At 60.1% G+C, this 25,368-nt stretch carries 24 protein-coding genes; 9 read left to right on the plus strand and 15 right to left on the minus strand.

Features of this window, described 5'->3' with window-relative positions:
- Positions 1 to 12 precede the first annotated feature (12 nt).
- Complete coding sequence (locus HKK57_RS01500; protein WP_029292741.1) at positions 13 to 762, plus strand: response regulator; 750 nt, start codon at positions 13 to 15, stop codon at positions 760 to 762.
- Complete coding sequence (locus tag HKK57_RS01505; protein ID WP_169389685.1) at positions 762 to 1,808, plus strand: sensor histidine kinase; 1,047 nt, start codon at positions 762 to 764, stop codon at positions 1,806 to 1,808. The genes HKK57_RS01500 and HKK57_RS01505 overlap by 1 nt, the downstream gene beginning before the upstream one ends.
- On the opposite strand, the gene HKK57_RS01510 is transcribed toward HKK57_RS01505, so the two are convergent.
- From HKK57_RS01510 to HKK57_RS01560, 11 genes are all read right to left on the minus strand, one after another.
- On the minus strand, positions 1,803 to 2,519 hold the full coding sequence (locus tag HKK57_RS01510; protein WP_169389686.1) for an AAA family ATPase: 717 nt from the start codon (positions 2,517 to 2,519) through the stop codon (positions 1,803 to 1,805). The genes HKK57_RS01505 and HKK57_RS01510 overlap by 6 nt on opposite strands.
- Positions 2,519 to 3,184 carry an ABC transporter permease gene (locus HKK57_RS01515; protein WP_336604594.1) on the minus strand — a complete coding sequence of 222 codons (666 nt, stop codon included), beginning with the start codon at positions 3,182 to 3,184 and terminating at the stop codon, positions 2,519 to 2,521. The genes HKK57_RS01510 and HKK57_RS01515 overlap by 1 nt, the downstream gene beginning before the upstream one ends.
- Before the next feature lie 1,254 nt (positions 3,185 to 4,438).
- On the minus strand, positions 4,439 to 5,500 hold the full coding sequence (locus HKK57_RS01520) for an AI-2E family transporter (RefSeq protein ID WP_070995387.1): 1,062 nt from the start codon (positions 5,498 to 5,500) through the stop codon (positions 4,439 to 4,441).
- 72 nt (positions 5,501 to 5,572) lie between these two features.
- On the minus strand, positions 5,573 to 6,391 hold the full coding sequence (locus tag HKK57_RS01525; RefSeq protein WP_029292735.1) for a DUF4892 domain-containing protein: 819 nt from the start codon (positions 6,389 to 6,391) through the stop codon (positions 5,573 to 5,575).
- 102 nt (positions 6,392 to 6,493) lie between these two features.
- The gene (locus HKK57_RS01530; RefSeq protein ID WP_029292733.1) at positions 6,494 to 7,348 is read right to left on the minus strand and encodes an alpha/beta hydrolase; all 855 of its coding nucleotides are present in this window, start codon (positions 7,346 to 7,348) and stop codon (positions 6,494 to 6,496) included.
- Entirely contained in the window at positions 7,345 to 8,154 is an 810-nt protein-coding gene (locus HKK57_RS01535; RefSeq protein ID WP_169389688.1) for an alpha/beta fold hydrolase, read from the minus strand. The genes HKK57_RS01530 and HKK57_RS01535 overlap by 4 nt, the downstream gene beginning before the upstream one ends.
- A 97-nt stretch (positions 8,155 to 8,251) precedes the next feature.
- Positions 8,252 to 8,695 (minus strand): hotdog fold thioesterase, encoded by a 444-nt coding sequence (locus HKK57_RS01540; protein ID WP_029292729.1) that lies wholly within the window; start codon positions 8,693 to 8,695, stop codon positions 8,252 to 8,254.
- Between the two features lie 30 nt (positions 8,696 to 8,725).
- The gene (locus tag HKK57_RS01545; RefSeq protein WP_169389689.1) at positions 8,726 to 10,393 is read right to left on the minus strand and encodes an AMP-binding protein; all 1,668 of its coding nucleotides are present in this window, start codon (positions 10,391 to 10,393) and stop codon (positions 8,726 to 8,728) included.
- A gap of 223 nt (positions 10,394 to 10,616) precedes the next feature.
- Complete coding sequence (gene sixA, locus HKK57_RS01550) at positions 10,617 to 11,066, minus strand: phosphohistidine phosphatase SixA (protein ID WP_154906344.1); 450 nt, start codon at positions 11,064 to 11,066, stop codon at positions 10,617 to 10,619.
- Positions 11,063 to 11,410, minus strand: coding sequence for a DUF4389 domain-containing protein (locus HKK57_RS01555; RefSeq protein ID WP_169389690.1), 348 nt, complete (start codon positions 11,408 to 11,410; stop codon positions 11,063 to 11,065). The genes sixA and HKK57_RS01555 overlap by 4 nt, the downstream gene beginning before the upstream one ends.
- Positions 11,411 to 11,420: 10 nt before the next feature.
- On the minus strand, positions 11,421 to 12,446 hold the full coding sequence (locus HKK57_RS01560) for an NAD(P)H-dependent glycerol-3-phosphate dehydrogenase (protein ID WP_029292720.1): 1,026 nt from the start codon (positions 12,444 to 12,446) through the stop codon (positions 11,421 to 11,423).
- Positions 12,447 to 12,641: 195 nt separating this feature from the next.
- Here HKK57_RS01560 and HKK57_RS01565 point away from each other — a divergent pair, with 195 nt between their 5' ends.
- The 5 genes from HKK57_RS01565 (at position 12,642) to fabB (ending at position 19,590) form a co-directional block, all read left to right on the plus strand.
- Positions 12,642 to 14,762 carry a TonB-dependent receptor plug domain-containing protein gene (locus HKK57_RS01565; RefSeq protein ID WP_029292718.1) on the plus strand — a complete coding sequence of 707 codons (2,121 nt, stop codon included), beginning with the start codon at positions 12,642 to 12,644 and terminating at the stop codon, positions 14,760 to 14,762.
- A 1-nt stretch (position 14,763) separates the two neighbouring features.
- The gene (locus tag HKK57_RS01570) at positions 14,764 to 15,696 is read left to right on the plus strand and encodes an ABC transporter substrate-binding protein (protein ID WP_237150410.1); all 933 of its coding nucleotides are present in this window, start codon (positions 14,764 to 14,766) and stop codon (positions 15,694 to 15,696) included.
- Positions 15,693 to 17,594 (plus strand): ATP-binding protein, encoded by a 1,902-nt coding sequence (locus HKK57_RS01575; protein WP_070995396.1) that lies wholly within the window; start codon positions 15,693 to 15,695, stop codon positions 17,592 to 17,594. Before HKK57_RS01570 ends, HKK57_RS01575 begins: the two co-directional genes overlap by 4 nt.
- 248 nt (positions 17,595 to 17,842) lie before the next feature.
- Entirely contained in the window at positions 17,843 to 18,358 is a 516-nt protein-coding gene (gene fabA, locus HKK57_RS01580) for a 3-hydroxyacyl-[acyl-carrier-protein] dehydratase FabA (protein WP_010211704.1), read from the plus strand.
- An 11-nt stretch (positions 18,359 to 18,369) separates the two neighbouring features.
- Complete coding sequence (gene fabB, locus HKK57_RS01585; protein ID WP_029292709.1) at positions 18,370 to 19,590, plus strand: beta-ketoacyl-ACP synthase I; 1,221 nt, start codon at positions 18,370 to 18,372, stop codon at positions 19,588 to 19,590.
- Positions 19,591 to 19,761: 171 nt separating this feature from the next.
- Here the strand turns inward: fabB and HKK57_RS01590 are convergent, their stop codons facing one another.
- The 3 genes from HKK57_RS01590 to HKK57_RS01600 all read right to left on the minus strand — a co-directional run bounded on the left by HKK57_RS01590 (position 19,762) and on the right by HKK57_RS01600 (position 23,063).
- Positions 19,762 to 21,387: a methyl-accepting chemotaxis protein gene (locus HKK57_RS01590; RefSeq protein WP_070995397.1), complete on the minus strand. Its 1,626-nt coding sequence runs from the start codon at positions 21,385 to 21,387 to the stop codon at positions 19,762 to 19,764.
- Between the two features lie 139 nt (positions 21,388 to 21,526).
- Positions 21,527 to 21,991, minus strand: coding sequence for a DUF3859 domain-containing protein (locus HKK57_RS01595; RefSeq protein WP_057438872.1), 465 nt, complete (start codon positions 21,989 to 21,991; stop codon positions 21,527 to 21,529).
- A 67-nt stretch (positions 21,992 to 22,058) separates the two neighbouring features.
- On the minus strand, positions 22,059 to 23,063 hold the full coding sequence (locus tag HKK57_RS01600; RefSeq protein WP_029292703.1) for an amidohydrolase family protein: 1,005 nt from the start codon (positions 23,061 to 23,063) through the stop codon (positions 22,059 to 22,061).
- Between the two features lie 140 nt (positions 23,064 to 23,203).
- On the opposite strand from HKK57_RS01600, the gene HKK57_RS01605 reads away from it, so the two are divergent.
- Together HKK57_RS01605 and HKK57_RS01610 are read left to right on the plus strand one after the other, a co-directional pair.
- On the plus strand, positions 23,204 to 23,620 hold the full coding sequence (locus HKK57_RS01605) for an OsmC family protein (protein ID WP_169389691.1): 417 nt from the start codon (positions 23,204 to 23,206) through the stop codon (positions 23,618 to 23,620).
- A gap of 64 nt (positions 23,621 to 23,684) precedes the next feature.
- Positions 23,685 to 24,557 carry a pirin family protein gene (locus HKK57_RS01610; RefSeq protein ID WP_169389692.1) on the plus strand — a complete coding sequence of 291 codons (873 nt, stop codon included), beginning with the start codon at positions 23,685 to 23,687 and terminating at the stop codon, positions 24,555 to 24,557.
- A gap of 14 nt (positions 24,558 to 24,571) precedes the next feature.
- Here the strand turns inward: HKK57_RS01610 and HKK57_RS01615 are convergent, their stop codons facing one another.
- Positions 24,572 to 25,300: a dienelactone hydrolase family protein gene (locus tag HKK57_RS01615; RefSeq protein WP_169389693.1), complete on the minus strand. Its 729-nt coding sequence runs from the start codon at positions 25,298 to 25,300 to the stop codon at positions 24,572 to 24,574.
- Positions 25,301 to 25,368: the final 68 nt, after the last annotated feature.

The raw sequence follows: 25,368 nt of genomic DNA on the forward strand, positions 1-25,368 counted from the left end.
GATGATCGCACCATGCATACCCCTTCCGCCCTGCCCCATGAACTTGCCAGCGAGGACAAACGCTGGAACACCCGCGCGTTGATCGTCGACGACGATGTGCCGATCCGCGAACTGCTGATTGATTACCTGGCCCGCTTCAACATCCTCGCCAGCGGTGTGACCGACGGCGCCGCCATGCGCCTGGCCATGCAAGCCGAGACCTTTGATGTGGTGGTGCTCGACCTGATGCTGCCCGGCGAAGATGGGTTGTCGATTTGCCGGTGGCTGCGGGCCGAATCGGATATCCCGATCCTGATGCTGACGGCTCGCTGCGAACCCACCGACCGCATTATCGGCCTGGAACTGGGGGCTGACGACTACATGTCCAAGCCGTTCGAACCGCGGGAGCTGGTGGCGCGGATCCAGACCATCCTGCGTCGGGTGCGTGATGACCGCACTGAGCAACGCACCAATATCCGCTTCGATCACTGGCGCCTCAACAGCGTGCTGCGCCAACTGGTGGCGGATGATGGCCTGGTAGTACCGCTGTCCAACGCCGAATTCCGTTTACTGTGGGTGTTCATCGAACGCCCGCGCCGGGTGCTCAGCCGTGAACAACTGCTGGATGCGGCCCGTGGACGCTCGATCGAAGCCTTTGATCGCAGCATCGACCTGCTGGTCTCGCGCCTACGCCAGAAACTGGGAGACGACCCCAAGGCCCCGCAACTGATCAAGACCGTACGCGGCGAAGGCTACCTGTTCGACGCGCGGGACATCGGCTGATGCGCAACGCCTTCAACACCTTGTTTGGCCGCTTGTTCGGGGTGCTGCTGATAGCCATTGTGCTGGCCCATGTGCTGGCGTTCTTTTGGTTTCACCATTACGGCCCACCGCCGCCACCGCCCGTAGACGTCATGATCGAGCAGGCGGACGGCTCTTTGCAGGCCGCGCCCCAGGCCCATCAGCGGCCCTGGTTCGGCGGCCCGGTGGTGCCGCTGACGTTCCAGTTTATCTCGCTGATCATCGCCGCATGGTTCGGCGCCAAGTTGCTCAGCCGCCCGATCCAGCGCTTGAGCGCGGCCGCCGAGCGTTTGAGTGTGGACCTGCACAGCCCGCCCCTGGACGAATCCGGCCCACTTGAAGCGCGCCAGGCCGCCTCGACCTTCAACCTGATGCAGCGCCGCATCCGCGAACAGGTCAGCCAGCGCGCCCGCATGCTTGGCGCGGTTTCCCACGACCTGCGCACCCCACTTTCACGGCTCAAGCTGCGCCTGGAGCAGATCGACGATCTGCGCCTGCAGGGCCAGATGCGCCAGGACCTGGACGACATGATCGGCATGCTCGACGCCACCTTGAGCTACCTGCACGAACAACGCACTGGCGAAAGCCGGCAGTGGCTGGACGTGCAGGCACTTGTGCAGTCCCTGAGCGAAAACGCCCAGGACCAGGGCGCGGATGTGCAGTGCCAGGGCCACAGCACGCCGCTGCAAGTACAGCCCATGGCCTTGCGTTCGTGCCTGAACAACCTGATCGACAACGCCCTGCGCTATGCCGGTACGGCACGCATCGAACTGCAGGACAGCCCCCAGGCGTTGGTGATCCGGGTAATCGACCATGGCCCGGGGATTGCTGCCGAACAACGCGAGGCGGTATTCGAACCGTTTTTCCGCCTGGAAGGCTCACGCAATCGCAATTCCGGGGGCGTGGGGCTGGGCATGACCATTGCCAAGGAGGCGGTGGAGCGGTTGGGCGGCCGGCTACATCTGGAGGAAACACCGGGGGGCGGACTGACGGCGGTGCTTTGGCTACCCAGAAGCCAGTCTCTATAAGGGATTGCGTATGTTTACCGCTTTGATAAAGGCTTCATCTAACGTAGTTGCACCGTAATGGCTCATAAAGTTCACAGCGTTAGTAAAATGGTTAAACCGTTGCTGAGCAATCATGTAAAAATCGTCACAACCACTGGCCACCTCCTCAACGTTGTGCGAAGAGACCAAAATTGCCGCCCCTTCGTTTGCAGCACCTCGTAAACACTTCCATATGTGATATCGAAACTCCGGATCAACACCCGCCGTAGGCTCATCAAGAATCACAAAATCCGCCGCAACAGACAGCAAAGACAAAGTAAAAAACCAGCGCTTTTCACCATAACTGCAAAGAGATGATTTTTTATCCCATATACTTAAGTAACGCTCGACTAAAGCCGGGCTCCACAACTCCAGCTTCTCGAGAGAATCTTTTTTAGTCATTTTTTTCTCGGAGCAAAACAGAGCAATCATTTTAAAAATATCAGACATACGAAATACAGCAGGCGTCGAAATCACCTGCGACAAATAAACCCGGCTCGAAAACTCATCCGCAATCGCACCACTATCAACCTTCCTCAAATTACAAACAATATCAAAAAAAGTAGTTTTACCCGAACCATTCGGCCCTAGAAGCCCTGAAATCGAGCCGGACTCGACTTTCAGCGATGCATCTTTAAATACGGTATGGTTCGCATACTTAAAGCCGATAGCTTGCGCAGAAAACCTTCTCATCAGTAGCGACTCCAAACGGGTGTCACAAGCAAAAATCGGACAGAAATCAAAAAAACCACTATATACAATATAACTATAACAGCGACTAACAAGCCCAACTGAGCAACCCCCTCCACCATTATTCTATTCGCCCACCACAGCGGATTAAAAAAACTGACAACCGTCATCAACGGCAGAGACGAGTTCATACCCGCCACACCGACTACCAGCATGGCAAATGACACAACAGAAAATAATGTATTTGTATTCTGGAAATTAATCGGGATCAACGTCAATAACAGAGAGAGTATAGAAAATAGAACAAAGCATATATAAAACCTGACAAGCACAATATAAAACTCCATGAGGCTCACCGGACCAAAAACAATATGGGTGACCAAATAAAAAACAGCACAATACATCACAGACATAAATGAATAAGCGATAAATTGCCCCACCATGAAAATCACTTTTGTACGAAAGGTATAAATAAACGACCTAACAAACCCGCTCTCCCTGCGCCCGACAATATAAAATGCAAAGCCAAACAATGCGACACTGGAAGCCACATAAGCATAAAACCAAGACGTGCTGGATAAATAGTCGTTTGATGCTGAATAAGTGAGACCTCTCGAATAGCTCAACAAATAAAAAACCACTCCAGGAGACACAACAATCCAGAACAACGCAAGGGGCTCCTTGACTTGCTCTTTTATTAAGAGCACTGCCAACGACAAGGACTTTGACATTAAGTTATCGCACATAGTTATTTACCTCAAGGAAATGGCACCATTACCCTCAACCTATCCTGCACGATAGAATCCTTGAATGTTTCACTGTATTTGTTAACGATATTTATTCCCTGTGCATTATTCATATGCATAAACAGATCTGGTGAAATATACTTACTAAAAACGCATCGAACACCCTCTACGGCAGAGACACTAGAATACAAATATCCTGTAATTTTTTCGCTATTTAGCGCTGAGCGCAGGCCTAAAAAACTAAACTCATGCTCAGAAACACTATTGCTTAGCGGAGAAACAAGCAGATCTGTAATTTCTAGGTAGGTCGCATCTTGGAGTGCAGTTCGGGTTCGGTTGCGTCCCCTCCACTGCCACCGCATCCACCCGCACTGCCAGAGGATCCAGCAGCACAAGAGAGTGAATCAAATCCAAAAATCATCACTGAAGCTAAAAACAGTTTCGCCCAAGCTTTCACTTTTCATTTTGATTCTCCAAACTTTTGGAATGCCGATCACTATCACCCGGTATAGGGTGATAAAACCAAGCTAGTTCTTTTTGAGCGGAACTCAAATATTGAAAAACCGGAGTGAGGGAATTTACTTATTTAAATATAAGTAAATTCCCACATAAAAATCAGAATATTCCGAACCCCATAAAACCCAATTACCGAAAGCTAAAAAAATACTTTTAATAATTAATAATTTGTCTAACCCTTCAGCTTTACAGATTCCACCCCACGAACCTTAATATTTGTAGGAAGTAATAAGAAATCTCGTAAAGCCCACAAATAAAAACCGACAAGCGGTATCACCAAGCGCCGTTTCACCATCAGCACTAGATGCTAGAAAACAGTCATTACATAAAGTTGTGCAGCGTAGGAAGCATGCTAAAACGGCAGAGTTTTCGTAGGAAATGGCAGTTTCTGGGGGGGCGGTGAAGCGCGAGACGAGGATAATTTCATTTACTGGCTAGCTTTCAAATCGAACCATTGATCAGTTCCCGATAATATTGCTCCAGATACGTAAAGCCTTTTGTCGTGAAACGCTTGAGCGGTGGGTTGACAGCGGAAATGTCGCTATCCATGACCTCGTCGTAACTGCCAAACCCAACCTGCAGTGAGCCGGCTGTTGGGACAAGGAGGTTTGTCCCCTCGCCACAACTAGGCGCGTCACTACAGATGGGCGCGTATCAGGGCTAGCCCACCTTGTCTTCCCGGCGAACCTGCGCCTGGCTCGCACTCCAATCCGTCAACAGGCTGTACGCCACCGCCAGCAATGTCGGCCCGATAAACAAGCCGATAAAGCCAAACGCAATCAACCCACCAAATACCCCCAGCAACACGATCACCAGCGGCAGGTTACCGCCGCGGCTGATCAGGTACGGTTTGAGCACGTTGTCCACGCCGCTGATGATGAACGTGCCCCAGACGCCGAGGAACACCGCGTAGGTGTAGTCGCCCTTCCACACCAGCCAGGCGGTGGCCGGGATCCAGACGAGCGGCGGTCCCATGGGGATCAGGCTCAGCAGGAAGGTGACGATACCCAGTACCAGCGCCCCGGGCACCCCGGCGATCAGGAAGCCGATCAGTGCCAGCAATGCCTGGGCGGCGGCGGTGCCGATCACGCCGTTGACCACCCGCTGTACCGTGCCGGCCACCAGGTCGATGTAGTAGCCGGCACGCTCACCAATCAAGCGTTCCAGCAGGCGGTGGACGAACATCGCCAGGCGCGGCCCGTCGCGGTAGAAAAAGAACACGAACACCAGGCTCAGGGTCAGTTCCAGGATGCCGCCGCCGATCTGCGCACTACGGGCCAGCAACCAGTTGCCGACCTGCCCCAGGTACGGCTTGATCGTGACCATCAAGGCCGCGCCCTGCTGGTCGATGCTGTCCCACATGCCCACCAGCCGCTCCCCGACAAAGGGGATCGACCCCAGCCAGGTGGGTGCTTCGGGCAAGCCATCGACCTGCACATCCTTGATCAGCGCCACGGCGTCGCGCACATGGTCGGCCAGGTTGAAGCCCAGCCACACCAGCGGCACTGCCACCAGCAACATCCAGCCCAGGGTCAGGATCCCCGCTGCCAGTGACTCGCGCCCACCCAGGGCACGGGTCAACAGGCGCATCAGCGGCCAACTGGCAAACGCCAGCACCGCGCCCCAGAACAGCGCCGACCAGAACGGCGCCATCACCCAGAAACTGGCACCAAACAGCACCAGGAGCAGGATCTGCACCAGCAGGCGATCATTGTTGAGCATGTGGTTTCTCGAAAAGAAGTCTGTTGAGGGAGAGCTTAGGCGAACGGCGCGGGTCCGTTCGCCCTGGAACGATCAGCGGATAACTTGCAGGTGCAGGCCCTTGGCCTCACCCGTGCCGGTTTCCAATCGCGCCGCACGCACGCCCTTGTCGATCAGGCCCTGGCGCCAGGCTTCGGCGCCAGGCCCGCTCACACTGACCCGCAAGGTGGTATCGAGGTTCAATCCACGGGAAATCAGGGTCAACCACGTTGCGTCGGGTTCTGCGCCCAGCAAGGGGAAATCCAGGTCGCCGGTGCTTTTCAATTCGCGCAGCAGGGTGGCCGAGGTGGGTAGTAATTGCCCCAGGGGCGCGCTGGCGTCCATTTGTTCCACATGCAGGTAAGCGCGACGGTTGCCGCGGGTAATGCCGTAGAGCGCTACCAGGGAGTTGTCCTGGGGGGCTGCCAGGCGCAGCAACAGGAACTCCTGCTGGCCATCGGCGCCAACCAGTTTGGAGTTGCCCAGCACTTCGTTGGCCCACAGGCTGCTTTCGCCACAATCGCGGGCCTGGCACCAGAACAGCAACTGCGCGCCTTGCTCTTGCAACGCCTCGCGCGTGGATTTGAAGGCCGCGCTGGAGCTGTGCTCGGCGGGCAGTTCATAGGTGATGGCTGTCACTTGGCCCCGCGCCGTGGCCTGGCCTTCGTAGCGCAACTGGCCGCTGATCTTGCGGATCGCGCCCATGGGGTAGATGCGTTCTTTTTCTTCGGCGGGACGGTAGTCGACAATCTGCGAATCCACCTGTCGAGCCACGCTGGGCAGATCCTGGCTTCCCGGCAGATCAGCAGCGAAAACCAACGGGCTGATGCAGCACAGCCCAAGCACACGGATAATTCCCTTGGCACTACTCATCGGATCGGTGCGCCTTGGCCGGTGGATGCCTTCGCGATATTCGGATTGTTCATGGTTGACTCCCTTTCAATCCGCCCAGCCTCGACAGTTGCCCCCGCCAAGTCAAGGCGCGGTGAAGAAGCGATTGAAACAGTCTGCAACAAGAGCCGCCCCCGACTCGTCGTTCAGGTGCAAATGATGGCCACCTGCAAGGGTGGTTACCGCGAAAGGAAGCTGGGAAAGCAGCTCGGGATGTTTGGCCAGCATGCCCTCTTGCGCCACCACCAACTGTGCGGGACAGGCCACCCGGCGCACGAAGGCCATGGCCTGTTCTTCCGTCAGGCGCATCGGCGATGCCAGGGTCAAGCGACTGTCGCTGCGCCAGGTGTAGCCGCCCGGCACCGGCATCAAGCCGCGCTGGGCCAGGAGTTCCGCGGCTTCACGGCTGACTGCGACCACGCCCTTCATCCGCGCCTCCACCGCGCGGTCAAGGGTGCCGTACACCGGTTTACGTTTGTCTTGCAGGTTGATTTGCGCCTGCAACGCCATGCCCATGCGTTCGGCGGCATTCTCGCCGGTTGCGGTCGGCGGGATCACACCGTCGATCAACCCCAAGTGCGTCACACGCTCTGGCAAGGCCCCGGCCAACACCGTGGAGACAATCGCCCCGAGGGAGTGACCAAGTAATGCAAAACGTTTCCAGCCCAGTTGCTCGGCCACCTGCAACACATCAAACACGTAATCCCACACGGCATAACCTGCCCCGGCCGGGCGGTGGGCCGAGTGGCCGTGACCGGCCATGTCCAGGGCGACAATGCGCAAACCCTGCAGTTTGGGCGCCAGGCGCGCGAAGCTGTTGGCGTTATCCAGCCAGCCATGCAGGGCGATCACCGGCAGACCATCTTCGGGGCCGAACAGATGGGCCGCCAGCTCGATATGCGGCAGGCTCAGGCGGACTTCTTCGACGGGTGCGGTCATGCGCAACTGCGCTCACGCGCGCGGGCTTCCCAGCGGGTAAACAGGTTCTTGATCAAGGTCGCGGTGTCCTGCGGGCGTTCAAGGGGAAACATGTGCCCGCCAGGCATGGTCAGCATCTCACCCATGGGCAGGCGCGCGACGCCGCTGGCGTGATGGCGCATCACCACCCGGCTCTGCCGGCCGCGCACCACGGCCAACGGCACTTTCAGTTGGCGGGTCTGGCCGGGGCTTGTGTGCGGCACGCCCCGGTAGATGCTGATTTCCGTTGCCGGGTCGAAGCGCAGGCGCAGGCGATCGCCCACCTGGTGCAAACCGTGCTGCAAATAGGCCTCCAGGCATTCCGGGTCAAAGCCGCGGAACAGCGTCTTGCCGGCAAAATACTGGCGGGCGGCATCCAGGTCGCTGAACTCTTCGCGCCGGCCCAGGGTGCGACCGGCGGGGGTGAGGCGGTCAATCAGGCCAAAGCGCTTGGCCGCGCGAATCACCCAGCGGTCAGCCAGGGTCAGCACCGGCGAGTCGAGCATCACCACCCCGCGATACAGCTGCGGGCAGCGCAGGGCGGCGTGCAAATGCAACACGCCGCCCAGTGAATGGCCAACGCCCCACACCGGCTCCGGTTGTTGCTCCAGGTGATGGATCAGTTCGTCCACCAGGTTCTGCCAGTTGTCATCCACCGGAAATCGCGGATCGTGGCCGTGCTGCGACAGGTGCGCCACCGCGTACTCCGGCGCCAGGGCATCGAACAACTTGCCGTAGGTCGCCGAAGGAAAGCCATTGGCATGAGTGAAAAACACTTGTTGCGACATAGCCTGCCCATCTTCAAAAACAGAAATCGATTGTCCCCACGCCTGGCCGCTACAGCAATGACTGTAACTGCCAGGAATGATGTCACTCACGCCACGCCTATCGTACCGGCGGGGTCTCGCCCAGCGGCACCACGGCCATGGTCAGGCGCGACACGCAACTGGCCTTGCCCTCGTCGCTGGTCAGGCGAATGTCCCAGACATGGGTAGTGCGCCCGATATGGATCGCCCGGGCCACCGCCGTCACCCGCCCGGAACGCAGGCCGCGCAGGTGGTTGGCGTTGATTTCCAGGCCCACGCAATAGAACTTGGCGGGGTCTATGCACAAGTAGCTGGCCACGGAGCCCACCGTTTCGGCCAACACCACCGAGGCCCCGCCGTGCAGCAGCCCATAGGGTTGATGGGTGCGATGGTCGACCACCATGCTCGCGGTCAGGGATTCGTCGTCGAAGCTCTCGAAGCGAATATCCAGCACTTCACCAATGGTGTTTTTCTGTCTGGCATTGATTTGCTCGATATCGGGAACCGTGCGCCACAGACTCATTGCAGTGTCCTTATTGATTTTATTGAATGCTCAATCCTGCCACAGCACCGCCTCGGAGCGCGCGCTCCAGGCCTGGAACTGTGGGCCGTAGGTTGACTCGATAATGTTGCGTTTGATCTTCAGGGTCGGCGTCAGAAAGCCGTTTTCCACCGCCCAACTGTCCTTCACCACCACCAGTTGACGCAAGCGCTCGTGTTTATCCAGCACCTGGTTAACCTCTTCCAGCAAGCGTTCCAGGCTGGCGTGCAAGGATTGCCGGGCCTCGCCGGCGGCCTCCTGCTGGCCCACCGCAGACAGTACGCACAAGCCCATCGGCGCGCTCAGGCCATCGCCAACCACGCACACCTGTTCGATACGCCCGTGCTCTGCCAGGCGGTTTTCGATGGGTGCCGGCGCGACGTACTTGCCCTTGCTGGTCTTGAAGATTTCCTTGAGGCGCCCGGTCAGGCGCAAACGGCCTTCGGTATCCTGCTCGCCCTTGTCGCCGGTACGTAGAAAACCGTCCTCGGTGAGGGTCTCGGCGGTCTTCTGTGGGTCCTTGAAGTAACCGAGCATGGTCGCGCCGCTACGCACCTGGACCTCTCCGGCCGGGTCGATGCGCACCTCTACGTCCGGGCACGGCAAGCCGATCCAACCGATCTTCTGCTGGCCGGGACGACAGACATGGGAATAGCCACAGCTTTCGGTCATGCCATACACCTCCAGCACATCCAGGCCCAGGCGCTGGTACCAGCGCAGGAGCGCCTCGGGTACCGGTGCGGCCCCAGACAGGGCTACCCGCACCGCGTCCAGCCCAAGGCCGGCAAGGACTTTGCGGCCGACACGCTTGCCGACAAACGGCAGGCGCAGCAGCAGGTCCAGGCGTTTTTCCGGGATTTTGCCGTACACGCCCATCTGGAATTTGGTCCAGATCCGCGGCACACCAAACAACGCCGTGGGCCGGGCGCGTTGCAGGTCGGTAAGGAAGGTGTCGAGGCTTTCGGCGAAAAACACCGTTTGCCCGGTATAGATCGCGGCCATCTCGACAAACATGCGCTCGGCCACATGGCACAGTGGCAAGTAGGACAGCAGGCGATCACCCTCCCCCAGGCCGAACAACTCGGTGCCCCGGGTCGCGGCAAACGCCAGGCCGCCGAAGGTGTGCATCACGCCTTTGGGCAGACCCGTGGTACCGGAGGTGTAGATGATGGTGGCCAGGTCTGTCGCCGCAGGTGCGGGGTCATCCTGAATCGGCGAACTGGCTTGCAGGTCGGCCCAGGTGAAGTCGAATTCGCCCTTGGGGCACAAAGGCAGGCTGATGGTCGCCAGCCCAGGCTTGATGCCCGGCGCCATGGCAGGCCAGTCGTCAAGCTTGCCGATAAACACCAACGCCGCCTCGGAGTGCTCCAGCACATGGGCTACGGAGTCGGCGGTAAGGTTGGGATACAGCGGCACGGAGACATGCCCGGCCATCCAGATCGCCAGGTCGGCGATGATCCAGTGCGCGCAGTTCTTCGAGATCAGGGCAATGTGCGAACCCTGGGGCAGTTCCCGCGCGCGCAGCCAATGGGCGGCACAACGGGCCTGGTGACCGGCTTCGCCCCAGGTGAGGGTCTGCACCTCGCCACCGCCAATGGGCTGGACCAGGAAGCGCTGGCGCGGATGGCGCGCCTCACGTTCAAAGAAAACCTGCAGCGGCAAACGAAAAGCGACAGACATGGGACGCGCTCCTGTGTGTTCCGATGGTAGCCAACCAAGCACTTGCTTGGTGGACTATTCCATGCACAAAGGAGCACTGCAAGTTCCTTACTGACACAACACAAATAAGTGTGGGAGCGGGCTTGCTCGCGAATGCGCAGTGTCAGCCAATATATTCATTGACTGATACACCGTATTCGCGAGCAAGCCCGCTCCCACCGTTGATTTTGTTGTGCCTGAACAATCAGGGGTTTTTGACGCTATTGAGGCTCATCAGCCCCGCCAGCGGAAAATCCCCTTCCAGCTCTGCCAGGCTGGCGGTGTGCATCGGTTGGGGCTGGCGCTGGTGCCCGTGCTGCAGAAAACTGATCAGGTTGCCCACCAACGGTTGATGGCTGACCAGCAGCACATTGTCATCGGTATCGAGTTTTTCCAGCACTTGCAGGGGGTTGCCGTCTGGCGTCAGCCACGGCACCGTGCGGATCTCTGGCGCAAACCCCAACGCTTCGCGCACCAGTTGCGCGGTCTGTTGTGCCCGCACATAAGGGCTGGCGATGATCGCGCTGATGGGCTGGCCGATCAGGTGTGCGGCACTGTGCAGCACCTCCTGGCGACCATGCTCGGTCAGGTTGCGTTGGGCATCGCTGGAAGCATGGGACTCGGCTTCACCGTGGCGCAGCACCCACAACTTCATAGCTTGGGCGCTTCATCGCGCACCGGGTGCGAGGCCGGCGGCACGCTGTGGGCGGCCTCGCCCTCCGGGGCGCGCGGGGTTGGCCAATCGGCGAAGGGCCAGGGTTTCTGCTCGCTGTGGAAGCTGCCAAAACGGCCAATCTGCGCAAGGAACTGGCTGAGGCTGTCGCCAAAGTTCATCAGGCCCAGGTTCGGTGCGCCGTAGATCAGGCGGTAGATCAACTGCACCACCACCAACGCGCCGAGGATAAACTGCGCCACTTGCCAGACCAAGGCAAACACCAGCATCCACAGGATGCGCAGGACGATAGATTCATACTTGGGTGCTGCTTTGGGATCGTTCATCGCGCGTTCCTCAGTTGAAACCACTGGTGGAAATAAAGTCGACATCAGTCTTGGGTTCGGCACGCATCAGCAACTCGATGACCTGGTTCAAAGTGCGCCCTTCGAACAGGATCGCGTGCAGGCCGGCGACCAACGGCATATAGACCCCGGTTTCCTGGGCCTTGGCCTTCAGCACTTTCAGGGTATTGACCCCTTCAGCCACTTCACCCAGACGGGTGACGGCATCTTCCAGGCTCAAACCCTGGCCCAGGGCAAAGCCCACCTGGTAATTGCGGCTTTTCGGCGACGAACAGGTGACGATCAGGTCGCCCACCCCGGCTAGGCCAAGGAAGGTCATGGGGTTGGCGCCCTGGTTGACCGCAAAGCGGGTCATTTCCGCCAGCGCGCGGGTGATCAACATGCTCTTGGTGTTTTCCCCCATGCCCAGGGCCACCGCCATGCCGGCAATAATGGCGTAGACGTTTTTCAACGCGCCGCCCAGTTCCACGCCAAAGCGGTCGGCACTGGCGTAGACGCGGAAGGTCCGGCCATGCAGCACGGCCTGTACCTGTTCGCACAGCGCCTCGTCTTCACTGGCGACCACGGTTGCGGTCAGGGCGTGTTCGGCCACTTCCCGCGCCAGGTTCGGCCCGGAGAGCACACCGATGCGGGCCTGGGGCGCGATGTCCGCGAGGATTTCGCTCATCAGCTTGAAGGTCTGGGCCTCGATGCCTTTGGTCAGGCTGACCAGCATCTTGCCCGCCAGCCGTTCGGCATGGGGCGCCAGCACCGAGCGCAAAGCGCTGGAGGGCAACGCGACGAAGCACAGGTCGCAATCATCCAGGGTGGCCTGTAGGTCCGTGACCGGCGTAACGGCCGGATGAATCTTGATGCCCTTGAGGTAACGGGGGTTTTCGCGGTTGACCCGGATGGCCTCGGCCTGTTCAGGATCGCGCATCCACTGACGGACCTGATGGCCGTTTTCGGCCAGCAGATTAGCCACGGCGGTACCAAAACTTCCGCCTCCCAGGACCGCAATTGGGCGCTGTTCAGTCATATGCAATCCGTTAATCCATAGCAGTGGCGATGGCGGCATTATACGGGCCGGCCCGATGGCGGCCAGCCCTTCCGTAATTTCCCGCGATTGTCGGAAAATGGCCGAATAGACCACAGTAATTGCGATAGCGCCGACTGGCAAAAGCGCCCGCCTCAGTTAACATGGGCGGCTATCCGCAATTATCAAGGCCGTTCCGTGTATTTGGGCCCTCCTCCTCGTTCATCTCTGTTGCTGGCGCTGTTGGTCAGCACGCCGTTGCTGGCCGACGATCTGTTCCTCGACAACCAGCCGCTGCCCCAAGTCCTCACGGCGACCCGACTCAAGCAGTCGGCCGCCGCGGTGCCTGGCAGCATGACGGTGATCGACAGCGAGCTGATCAAGGCCAGCGGCGCACGGGATATCGCCGAGTTGCTGCGCCTGGTGCCCGGGATGATGGTGGGCTACACCTCGGGCAACCAGGCTGCCGTCAATTATCACGGCACCAATGCCAGCGAAGCCCGGCGCATGCAGGTGCTGATCGATGGCCGCTCGGTGTACCGCGCCGGCCTCGCCACCGTGGACTGGAGCGATATTCCGGTAGCCATGGAGGATATCGAGCGAATCGAGGTGTTCCGTGGGCCCAATACCGTCAGCTACGGGGCCAATTCGCTGATGGCTGTGGTCAATATCCTCACCCGCTCGCCGGCCAACAGCCTGGGCACGCGGATGAAAATGACCCGGGGCGAGCGCGGGATCAACGACTGGTATGCCAGCCAGGGCCTGGGCTGGGACACCGGCAACCTGCGGCTATCGCTGTCCGGGCAACAGGACGACGGCTTTGACAGCGACCGCGTGGGCGCCGATTACCGCGATAGCCGGCGCCTCAACCGCTTCAGCCTGAAGGTCAGCCAGACCCTCGACCAGCAGCAGAGCATCGACTGGCAAATCAACGCCAAGGAAGGGACCAACCAGCGGCCGTATACCTACAAGCCGGTGTTTGCCGGGATTACCGATGGTGGCAATGATTCCGACGTCAGCGCCAAGGACTACGCCGCATCCCTGCGCTGGAACTTCGATTTCAACCCCGACCATAGCCTGTATGTCCAGGGTTCGGCGCAGCAATGGGATCGCCGCCAGGTCTGGACGGCCTGTGATGCCAAGGTCTCGTTCAGCCCGGAGTTGACGCAACTGTGGCAAATGAACCCCAACTACGCTGAAAAGTTGGCGCGGCATATGAAGGACTATGAAAACGGTAGGCCCCCGCAAGGCTCCGCAGCAGAGCAGGCGCTGGCCGAAGAAGTCCTGAAACAATGGAATAACGGCGGCAAGGAAAGTGTCTGCGGCAACATCGACCAAAGCACCAAGGAAAGCCGCTACGACCTGGAAGTCCAGGACACCCTGAGCCTGTCCGACAGCCTGCGCCTGGTCAGCGGCATGAATTACCGCTACGACCGCGCCGACTCCGACACCTACTTCAATGGCCGGCTGGACGACACCACCTGGCGCCTGTTCGGCCACCTGGAATGGCGCGCCAGCGAGCACTGGCTGTTGCAGGGTGGGGCGATGTACGAAAACACCGACCTGAGCGGCAACTCGCTGACGCCCAGGGTCGCGGTCAACTACTTGATCAACCCGCGCCACGGGTTGCGCGCGGTGTACTCCGAAGCCATCCGCTCGCCGGACATGTTCGAGAACAACGTCAACTGGAGTTATAAGGTCACGAACCTCAGCTCCCCCACCTACGGGCAGAACGTCGGCCAGTATTTCGTCAAGACCCGGGGCCCGGGCGATCTCGACAAAGAGCTGATGCGCTCCCGGGAGTTGGGCTACAACGGTTTTTTTGCCGATATCGGGCTGAACGTCGACGTCAAACTGTTCTATGACGAAATCACCGGCATGATCAGCGAGCCCTTGCGCAATAACCAATACATCGCCAGCAACAGTAACAGCTCGCGCTTTACCGGCACCGAGACCCAATTGGACTGGCACCTGAGTACCGCCGACCGCCTGCGCCTGACCTATGCTTATGTGGATGCCGACGCCAGCAACCCGCTGGACCGGCAACAGACCGCGCGCAACAGCGGTTCGGCGGGCTGGATGCGCGAATGGGGCCATGGCTGGTCCAGTGCGCTGTTCTATTATGGCAACGATGCACTCAACCAATATCGCTTTGAACGGGTCGACATGCGGGTCGCCAAACGCATCGCCCTGGGCAAGGCCAACCTGGAGCTGGCCGGCATGCTGCAACAACGCCTCGACCACCAGCCCACGACCCAGCTCGACAATAACTACGACCAGCGCCATGTGCTCTACTTCAGTGCCGAGTTAGAGTTCTGACATGAACCCTGCCCAGTCAAGGATGAGCGCCCTCTTTGGCGCCAGGTTCTGGCGCCGCTGCCTGCTGCTTGCCAGCCTGGCATTGGCCATGCCCGCGTGGAGCGCCGAAATCCTGCTGACCGCCGCCGAGGATGGCCCCGGTGTACAGGCCTTCGCCCAGGCCCTGCGCGAGCAACGTCCTGCCGACAGCGTCACGTTCAAGGCCCTGCCAGACATGCCCGCCCCCGGCCAACTGCCGGTCAACACCCGCCTGATCCTGCTGGACCTGCCCAGCCTCGACTGGCGCCTGCAGGACACCCAGGGCCCGGCGACGCTGGTGCTGCGCATCAGCCGCCTGCAAGCCCGCGAGCGCCTGGGCAATCATGTGCCCGCCAAGATCAGCCTGTTGTGGAGCGACCCGCCGGTGGACCGGCAGCTGCGCCTGATCGCCAATATCCTGCCCCAGGCCCGGCGCATTGGCGTGCTGTACGGCAGCGATAGCGAATTCCTGCTGCCGGAGCTGCGCCAGCATGCGGCGGCCCTGGGCCTGGAAATCGTCGCCCAGCACTGGGACAACATCAACGACAGCCGCCCGCTGCTCAGCCTGTTCAAAAACAGCGATGTATTGCTAGGGCTGGATGATCCGCAGCTGTACAACCCCAAAACCGTGAAAAACCTGCTGTTGAGCAGCTACGCCAGGCAATTGCCACTGATCGGGCCCAACGCCGGCTTCGTGCGGGCCGGCAGCCTGGCCAGCACCTACAGCGACCAGGCCGACTGGCTGAATGTGCTTGACCGCCTGCTCGATCGCCCGCAGGCCGGTTGGCCGCGCTCGCTGTACCCGGATCACTTCAAAGTCGTGGGCAACCCGCAAGTGGCGCGCTCGCTGGGAATCGAACAGGTGGACGAAACCGCCGTCGCGACCCGATTGGCCGAAGGGGAGAAACACCCATGACCTTGCGTCGCCGTTGGGATATCAACACCCGTACCCAGATCATCACCCTGGGCCCGGCCCTGTTGCTGACCCTGCTTTTAATCAGCTTCTTTACCTTCGTGCGGATCCAGGATCTGCGCCAGGAACTGGACCACACCGGCCAACTGATCGCCAACCAACTGGCCCCGGCCACCGAGTACGGCGTGATTTCGGGCAACAACGACGTGCTCGACAGCCTGCTGCGGGCCACCCTGGCCACGCCCCATGTGCGCTTCCTGGAAATCCAGGACAGCGCAGAAAACATCCTGGTGTACGTCGAGCAGCCCTCGGAAAAGCACGACCGCTCGCTGTCGGTAAAGATCTTCCAGGCGCCGATCCGCCTGCAGCATATCCAGCTGGGCAACGACTTTTTCCAGGACAGCACCGCGCAACCCAAGGCGCCACGGGCCGACTATCTGGGCCGGGTGATCGTCGGCATGTCCAATGACGCCTTCAGCCAGCGCCAACAGGAAATCCTCTTCAAGGCCGCAATCCTCGCACTGTTTGCCCTGCTCTTTACCTTCCTGCTGGCACGGCGCCTGGCCGCCAGCCTGTCGCAACCGATCAGCGCCATGGGCAATGCGGTCAAGGCGATCCAGCAGGGGGACTACAAGACCCCACTGCCGATTGTCGACGACTCCGAGCTGGGCGACCTGTCACGGCACATCAACAACCTCGCCGAAGGCCTGCACCACGCCAGCCGTGAACAGCAGCAGGCCATGGCCCAATTGATCCAGACACGGGAAGAGGCCGAGCGCGCCAACAGTGCCAAGTCCGACTTCCTGGCGATGATGAGCCACGAACTGCGCACACCGATGAACGGTGTGCTGGGCATGCTGCAATTGCTCGAAACCACGTCCATGACCGACGAGCAGACCGAGTACGCCGCACTGGCTTCGGAGTCCACCGAACACCTGCTCAAAGTCATCAACGATATCCTCGACTTCTCGCGTATCGAACGCTCAGCCCTGGAGCTTGAGCATATTCCGTTCAACCTGGTGGACCTGATCAACAGTTGCGCCCAGTCCTTCCAGCACAGCGCCATACAACGCGGGCTGGCCCTGGAATTGTCGATCCCGCCGGGCATGGACGCTTTGCGCGTACAGGGCGACCCGACGCGGATCCGCCAGATCCTGGTGAACCTGATCGGCAATGCGCTGAAGTTCACCGAGCAAGGCACGGTCAGCGTCGAGCCCAACTGGCAGACCCTGGACCATGAGCTGCTGTGGTTTACCTGCACGGTGCGCGACACCGGGATTGGCATCTCGGCCGAGCGCCTGGAACTGATGTTCGACGCCTTTCAGCAGGCGGACAGTTCTATCTCCAGGCGTTACGGTGGCACCGGCCTGGGCCTGCCGATTGCCCGCACCCTGGCCGAACGCATGGGCGGCACCTTGCGTGCCCAGAGCGAGGAAGGCCTGGGGTCGGTGTTCACCCTGGAAATCCCCTTGGCGATCTACCAGCAGAGCCTGCCGCAGATCGCCCCGGACACCCAGCACAAAGCCAGCGCCGGTGAAGGCCGCCATGTGTTGCTGGTGGAGGATAATCCGGTCAACCGCACCGTGGTCGAAGCGATGCTGCGCAGCCTGGGGTTCGAGGTGAGCATCGCCACCGATGGTGCCGAAGCGATTCGCAGCGCCGAAAGCCTGATTTTCACGGCGATCCTGATGGACTGCCGGCTGCCGGTGATCGACGGCTATGAAGCGACACGCCAGATCCGCCAGTTGCCCGGCTGCGCCGACCTGCCGATCATTGCCCTGACGGCCAACGCGCTACAGGGCGATCGCGAGGCATGCCTGGCCGCGGGAATGAACGATTACCTGGCCAAGCCGTTCAAACGCACGGATTTGCAGCAAATCCTGCAACGCTGGGTGCATTAGATGGGCACCATCAGCCAACTGCGACTGGCGTGAAAGACGAAAGTGCGGCAGTCTTAGGCACCCAAGCGGGCCTATAAATAAGTCCGGTTTAAAATTTCAGTGCACAAGTGTACATTCATGTCCTTGATGCTGTGACTTTCACTACAACGCAATAGTCTACCTGTAGGCTGCCGACGTGAGGCAAGCACGCTTCAGTCGGTCGGGAAGATTTACCCGGCCCTGCCGCATGGGATTATTGAGGAGCTCGCATGACCAAACAAAACGCCTTTACCCGGGAAGACCTGCTGCGCTGCAGTCGCGGTGAGCTGTTCGGCCCAGGTAACGCGCAACTGCCCGCCCCGAATATGCTGATGGTGGATCGCATCACCCATATCAGCGAAGAGGGTGGCAAGTACGGCAAAGGTGAATTGGTCGCCGAGCTGGATATCACCCCGGACCTGTGGTTCTTCGCCTGCCATTTCGAAGGCGATCCGGTCATGCCGGGCTGCCTGGGCCTTGATGCCATGTGGCAACTGGTCGGCTTCTTCCTTGGCTGGCAAGGCCTGCCGGGCCGCGGTCGCGCCCTGGGTTCGGGCGAAGTGAAGTTCTTTGGCCAGGTCCTGCCGACCGCCAAGAAAGTCACCTACAACATTCAGATCAAGCGCGTCCTCAAGGGCAAGCTGAACCTGGCCATCGCCGATGGTTCGGTGAGCGTCGACGGTCGCGAGATCTACACCGCCGAAGGCCTTCGCGTCGGCGTGTTTACTTCCACTGACAACTTTTAAGGGTTATCCGCATGCGCCGCGTCGTTATCACTGGTCTGGGCATCGTTTCGTGCCTGGGCAATGACAAAGAGACCGTCTCCGCTAACCTGCGTGCAAGTCGCCCTGGCATCCGCTTCAACCCGGAATATGCCGAAATGGGTCTGCGTAGCCAGGTTTCCGGCTCCATCGACCTCCCCCTCGAAGAACTGATCGATCGCAAGATCTATCGCTTCGTTGGCCACGCCGCAGCTTATGCCTACCTGGCCATGAAAGACGCAATCGCCGACTCCGGCCTGAGCGACGACCAGGTATCCAACGTGCGCACCGGCCTGATCGCTGGCTCCGGCGGCGCGTCGACCTTGAACCAGATGGAAGCGCTGGACATCCTGCGCGAGAAAGGCGTCAAGCGCGTTGGCCCGTACCGCGTCACGCGGACCATGGGCAGCACCGTTTCCGCGTGCCTGGCCACTCCATTCCAGATCAAGGGCGTGAACTACTCGATCTCCTCCGCCTGCGCCACCAGTGCCCACTGCATTGGTACCGCTGTCGAGCAGATCCAGTTGGGCAAGCAAGACATCGTATTCGCCGGTGGCGGTGAAGAAGAACATTGGAGCCAGTCGTTCCTGTTCGACGCCATGGGCGCACTGTCCACCCAGTACAACGAAACCCCGGAAAAAGCCTCCCGGGCCTACGATGCCAAGCGTGACGGTTTCGTCATCGCCGGCGGCGGCGGCATGGTCGTGGTCGAGGAGCTGGAACACGCCCTGGCCCGTGGCGCGAAGATCTACGCGGAAATCGTCGGCTACGGCGCCACTTCCGACGGCTACGACATGGTTGCGCCAAGCGGCGAAGGTGCCATTCGTTGCATGCAGATGGCCATGGCCACCGTCGATACACCCATCGACTACCTGAACACCCATGGCACCTCCACTCCGGTGGGCGACTCCAAGGAAATGGAAGGCATACGTGCGGTATTCGGCGACAAGGCTCCAGCCATCAGCTCCACCAAGAGCCTGTCGGGTCACTCCCTGGGCGCCGCAGGCGTTCACGAAGCGATCTACTGCCTGCTGATGATGGAAGGCAACTTCATGGCGGGCTCGGCCAACATCGAAGAGCTGGACCCAGCCGTTGCTGATATGCCGATCCTGACCAAGACCCGTGAAGATGCCACCATCAACACGGTCATGAGCAACAGCTTCGGCTTTGGTGGCACCAATGCCACCTTGGTACTGAAACGCTGGCAGGGTAAGTAATACCCCGCAGGTTGTGCATGTGAAAACGCCCCGACTGGTTCGGGGCGTTTTTTATTGGGCGGGGGTTAATGATGGACCGTGTCGCCTTCATCGCAGGCAAGCCAGCTCCCACATTTGACCGCGTTGGAATGCGATCAATGTGGGAGCTGCCTGCGATGGCGATCTTCAGCCCTACACCGAAAACCGCGCCACCATGCTGTTCAGGTCCACCGCCAACCGCGACAACTCATGGCTCGCCGCACTGGTCTGATTGGCCCCCGCCGATGTCTGCATCGCCAGGTCGCGGATATTCATCAGGTTGCGGTCCACTTCCCGCGCCACCGCCGCCTGCTGCTCCGACGCGCTGGCGATCACCAGGTTGCGCTCGTTGATCAGGGTGAACGCCGAGGCAATCTCCTCCAACGCTGTGCCTGCTGACTTGGCGATGTCCAGGGTCGCACGTGCCCGGCCATTACTCTGTTGCATGGAACTGACGGCCTGATCGGTGCCTTGCTGAATCCCACCGATCATCTGTTCGATTTCCCGAGTCGATTGCTGGGTGCGATGGGCCAGGGCCCGCACTTCATCGGCGACCACCGCAAAACCCCGTCCGGCCTCGCCCGCCCGCGCCGCCTCGATCGCCGCATTCAGCGCCAGCAGATTGGTCTGTTCGGCAATGGAGCGAATCACATCCAATACCTTGCTGATGCCGTACACCTTCTGCGCCAAGTCCTCGACCTGGGTGGCATTGGCAGTCACGTCGTCGGCCAGGGACTCGATCGACAACACCGTCTGATGCACCTGCTCGCGCCCGTGCTGGGCAATGCGATCGGACTCCCGCGAGGCCTGTGAGGTGGCTACTGCGTTACTGGCCACCTCCTCCACCGCTGCGGTCATCTGGTTGACCGCCGTGGCGGCCTGTTCGATTTCCTGGCTTTGCTGGTGCAGGCCACGGGTGGCGTCTTCGGTGACACTACTGAGTTCCTCGGAAGCAGAAGCCAGTTGGTTGGAAGAGTCGGAAATGCGTCGGATCGTCTCGCGCAGGTTTTCCTGCATGCTCTTGAGCGCCTGTTGCAGGCGCGCTGGCTCGTCCTTGCCGCTGACGGTGATCTCGCCGGTCAAGTCGCCGCTGGCGACCCCCTGGGCGACCCTCACCGACTGCGCCAGTGGCAACACGATACTGCGGGTCAACAAAACGGCCAGGGCGATGGTAATCAGCGCGGTCACGGCGATCATGCCGACCACCCAGATTCGCGACTGACTGAATACCCGCTGGGCCAAGTCTGCCGCCTGGTTGGCGCTGTCCTTGTTGAGTGTGACCAGTTCGCCGAGGGTGCCGGCCAAGGCATCGGCCAGATGATTCATCTCGCCGTTGACCACCTTGATCGCCTCCTCCACCTGATTTTGCCGGGAGAACGCCATGACCTGCTCCTGGCGTTGCAGGTATTGCTGCTCCTCGACCTTGAAGCGGTCGAACAGCACTCGCTCCTGGGGCAGGACGATCAGCGCGTCATACAGCGACTGCGCGTTGTGCAGCTGCTTTTTGATATCGCTGATTTTCTGTTCATTCTGCGCCACCGCCTGCGGGTCGCGGTTGACCAGTAGACGCAAGGTCAAGGCCCGCACCCGCAGCAGGTCCTGATTCATTTCGCCGACGGCCATCACGCTGGGCAGCCAGTTGGTTTCCACCTGGTCCGATTGCTCGCGCATATTGGCCATTTGCATCAAGGCGAACCCGCCCAGCACAAACACCATCAACGCCAACAATCCAAAACCCAGGCCTGCACGCGGAGCGATATTGAGACTTCTGATACTCATTGCGCTGATTCCTTTCAAGAGCGCTGCATCCACCTGCAGCGGGTTGCTCATGAAAGGTATCGGCGTCTTCGACTTTTTGCGTAAGACGAAAACGCGATATCAAAACGCCTTTATCCAACGACTCCATGACTGTAGCGATTCAGCGCACGGTAAAGCTCTTCTGTGTCAGCAAGCGGTCACCCTGGAACACCATGAATCGCCATTCGCCCGGCACCACTTCGTGGCTTTCGGTGAACTCATAGGCCATCACGTCCTGAGGCGCACCGGGCACCAGTTTCTGGGTCACTTCGAATTTGTCATGGCGCTGGCCGTCGGCCGTGCGGATGCCGGGGGTGAAGTAGAGCAAGGTCAGCGGGGTATCTTCGGCGACCTTGCCCAGCAACTGGTAGCGCAGGCCAAACTTGGTGCCCAGCTTGGCCGGCACCACGGTGGTGGCCTGGATCTGTTCGTTGCTGCGCCGCAATACGCGCTCGCCCGACTGCAGCTCGGCTTTGGGTCCTTCAAACACGCCGAATTCCACCGGGCCTTCGATACGGACTTCGGCACTGGCCAGGCCGCTGATCATCATCAATGCCGCCAGGGCACTTAAACGGGTGAGGTGCATAGTGGGCTCCTTGAGTGAGATGGCGGGAGCTTATGACACCGGTATGACGGGACGATGACAAACCCGATCAGCGCGCCTTGGGCAAAATCGCGAGGAAATTGTCCCGCGCAACTTTTCGCGCAACGTCTTCAGGCAAGGCATCAAGGAAAGGATTGAAGCTACGCATCTCCTTACCCAGTTTGTTGAACCGCCCTACAACATCAGACCCCAGCATAAAGCGCTCCGGGAACCGCTCTACCAGCTCCAGCCACTCCGGCCGGGGCTTTCCCGCCTCATCCAGCAAATAGGGGTTGAGCACGCTCCAGGACAGGTCGACGTACAGGTTGGGATAGGCCTCCAGCATCCGGCTCAGGGTCGGCAGCAGGAAGTCCAACTGCGTCTGGTGCCGGTGGATCTCCATGCTGGTACCGGCATGGGCCCAGATAAACCGGGTGTGCGGATGATTGCGCAGCGGCTCTTCGATCTCTGCCAGATACAGAGGATTGCGCTCGCGCTTGGAGGTGATGTTGGAATGCACCAGCACCGGCAGGTCATTCTCGGCGGCCAGGTGATAAATCCGCGTCATGGCCTCGTTATTGGCCCGTGGCGTGTCGCCGGAGGTCAGTGCCGTTAGATCATCGTGGCGGGTGAAGACTTCACCGATGCCCTGCCACAGCCCTGGATTGAGGTCGAGCATGCGCTGGATATGGGCCTCGGAGTTCTTGTCGTTAGGGTTGAAGCCGCTGAGGAACGGATGGAAATGCTGGCGCTGTTCGGCGGTCAGCTTGTTGACCGCAGCGGCCACGATCACATCGGTGGCGCTGTACCAATAGGCATCTGCGTCATCACCGGCGTAATAGCGCGGGCGTTTGGGCTCGTCTTCATGCCATTTCTTTGCCACGGGCACGCCGGAAATCATCACATGCTCGATGCGATTGGCCGCCATGGCCTTGAGCAGCTTGTCCATGCCTGCCGTCTCCTGGAAGAAGTCGACGTAATGCAGGTGCGCGTCGCTGTAGGCATAGTCGCGGGCGTGCACGGCCAGGCTGCTGGCGCTAAGCAAGAGGGCAAGTGTCAGGTGGGTCCAGGGCACGATAAAATCTCAATCCAGGTTAAGTGAGGTAGACCGCCGGTGACTTGCCAGGGTTCATCCGGCAAAAAACGCGGAACACTCCGATGCCAGCATGCTCTATAACTGCATGACGTTCATCCTGCCACCTTGTGAGGTTTACCATGCCCGTTATCGTCAACACGCTGAACACCGAGAACTTTCGCCATAGCGTCAACATCAATAACCACGAGCTGTTTACCGACCTGCCCAAGAGCCTGGGTGGCGACGACTCGGCGCCCTCGCCCCACGATTACTTCGACGCCGCGCTGGCCTCGTGCAAAGCCCTGACCGTCAAACTGTATGCACAGAAAAAAGACATCCCCCTGACTGGCGTGACCGTGGAAGTGACCCATGACAGCAGCGAGGAGCAAAAGGGCAAATACAAGCTCAACGTCAAGCTGACCCTCAAGGGCGTGCTCACCGACGAGCAGCGCGCTGAACTGCATCGCGTGGCCGACAAGTGCCCGGTGCACAAACTGATGACCACCGCCCAGATCAACATCGAGACCCAGCTCGCCGAAGGTGCATTCAGCCAATAACACCGGTTCCCTGTCTGGCGGGTTATGCTCAAGCCCTACGAACCCGCTCAGACAGGGATGCTCCATGACCACCGTGACCGTGATCCGCCCGCGCCCAGAAGATGTCGAAGGCCAACCTATCCTGCGCCCGCTGCCCTCGCGAGAGTGCCGCAGCGTGGGGCCCTTCGTGTTTTTCGACCATATGCTCCAGACCCGCTACGCGCCCGGCAGCGGCATGAATATCCGCCAGCATCCGCATATCGGCCTGTCTACCCTCACCTACCTGTTTGAAGGCGAACTGCTGCACAGGGACAGCCTCGGCTCCGACCAAGTGGTGCAGGCCGGCGATGTCAGTTGGATGACTGCGGGCAGCGCCATCGCCCACGTCGAACGCACGCCCGACGCGCTCAAGGCCAAGGGTTTCAACCTGCACGGCCTGCAGGTGTGGCTGGCATCGCCCAAGGCCCATGAGCAGGGCCCGGGGCATTACAGCCATCACCCCGCCACCAGCCTGCCGGTCAGCGACAACCTCGGCGTGACGATCCGCTTGATCGCCGGCAGTGGCTTCTGCCTGGAGTCACCGGTGCCCGTGCTGTCGCCGACGCTGTATGCCGAGGTTCATATGCAAACCGCCACCACCCTGCTGATTTCTGATGAACATGAGGAACGGGCGGTGTACGTGCTAGACGGTGATGCGCAATTGGACGGCGAACCGGTGCAGGCCCATAGCCTGGTGGTGCTGCCGGCAGGCCAGAGCATGGCGCTGTTTGCCGAGACCGAATGCCACCTGGTGATCTTCGGTGGCGCGCCGCTGGACGGGCCACGGCGGATCAATTGGAATTTTGTCGCCAGTGATCCGGCGTTGATCGAACAGGCGCGTCAGCGCTGGGCGGCCGGGGATTGGCCGACGGTGCCGGGGGAAAGCGGGAGAATCGAGTTGCCCGCGATAAGGCCCTAACAGGCGCTGAAAACTCAGCCCCCGAACACTTCATCCAACAAATTATGCATCGCCTGGAACGCCCGACCAGCCGTCTTGGCGTCGTACATCATCTTGCCCGGCACATTGGCATGGGGATCGGTGAACGAATGCACCGCGCCGCCGTAGCTGAGCAATTGCCAATCGACACCGGCCGCGTTCATCTCATCTTCAAATGCAGGCAGTTGCTCCCTGGGCACCAGCGGATCGCTAGCACCATGCAACACCAGCACTGACCCCTTGATATTCTTCGCGTCCGCCGGGTTTGGCGTATCCAGGGTGCCATGGAACGACACCGCAGCCTTCAACGCCGCACCGGTACGCGCCAACTCCAAAGCGCAGCAACCGCCAAAGCAGAAGCCAAAGGTCGCCAGCTTCGAGGTATCGACAGCGGCTTCGACCTGGCCTTGCAGTTGCTCAAAGGCCGCCTGCATGCGCGTGTTCAGCAGCCCACGGTCATTTTTCAACGGCATCATCGCCGCCCCGGCCTCATCGCCATTGGACGGGCGCACCTGCTGCCCATACAGGTCGGCGATCAGCACCACATAACCCTTGGCGGCTACGGCCTTGGCGATCTCTTCGGCGCCGGCGCTGACGCCCATCCAGTTCGGCGCCATCAACAGACCCGGCAGCGGGCCCTTTTGGCTGGCGTCGAAGGCCAGGCGGCTTTCATAAGGCTGGCCATCAATCTGATAGACCACGGAACGCACGGTGACTTGGCTCATCATTTACTCCAGTGAGAATGGATTAACGCGGTTCCCTGTAGGAGACAAGCTCGCGCCTACAGCAGAGC

It is taken from the genome of Pseudomonas sp. ADAK21, assembly GCF_012935735.1.
In the GTDB taxonomy this organism is placed as follows: domain Bacteria; phylum Pseudomonadota; class Gammaproteobacteria; order Pseudomonadales; family Pseudomonadaceae; genus Aquipseudomonas; species Aquipseudomonas proteolytica.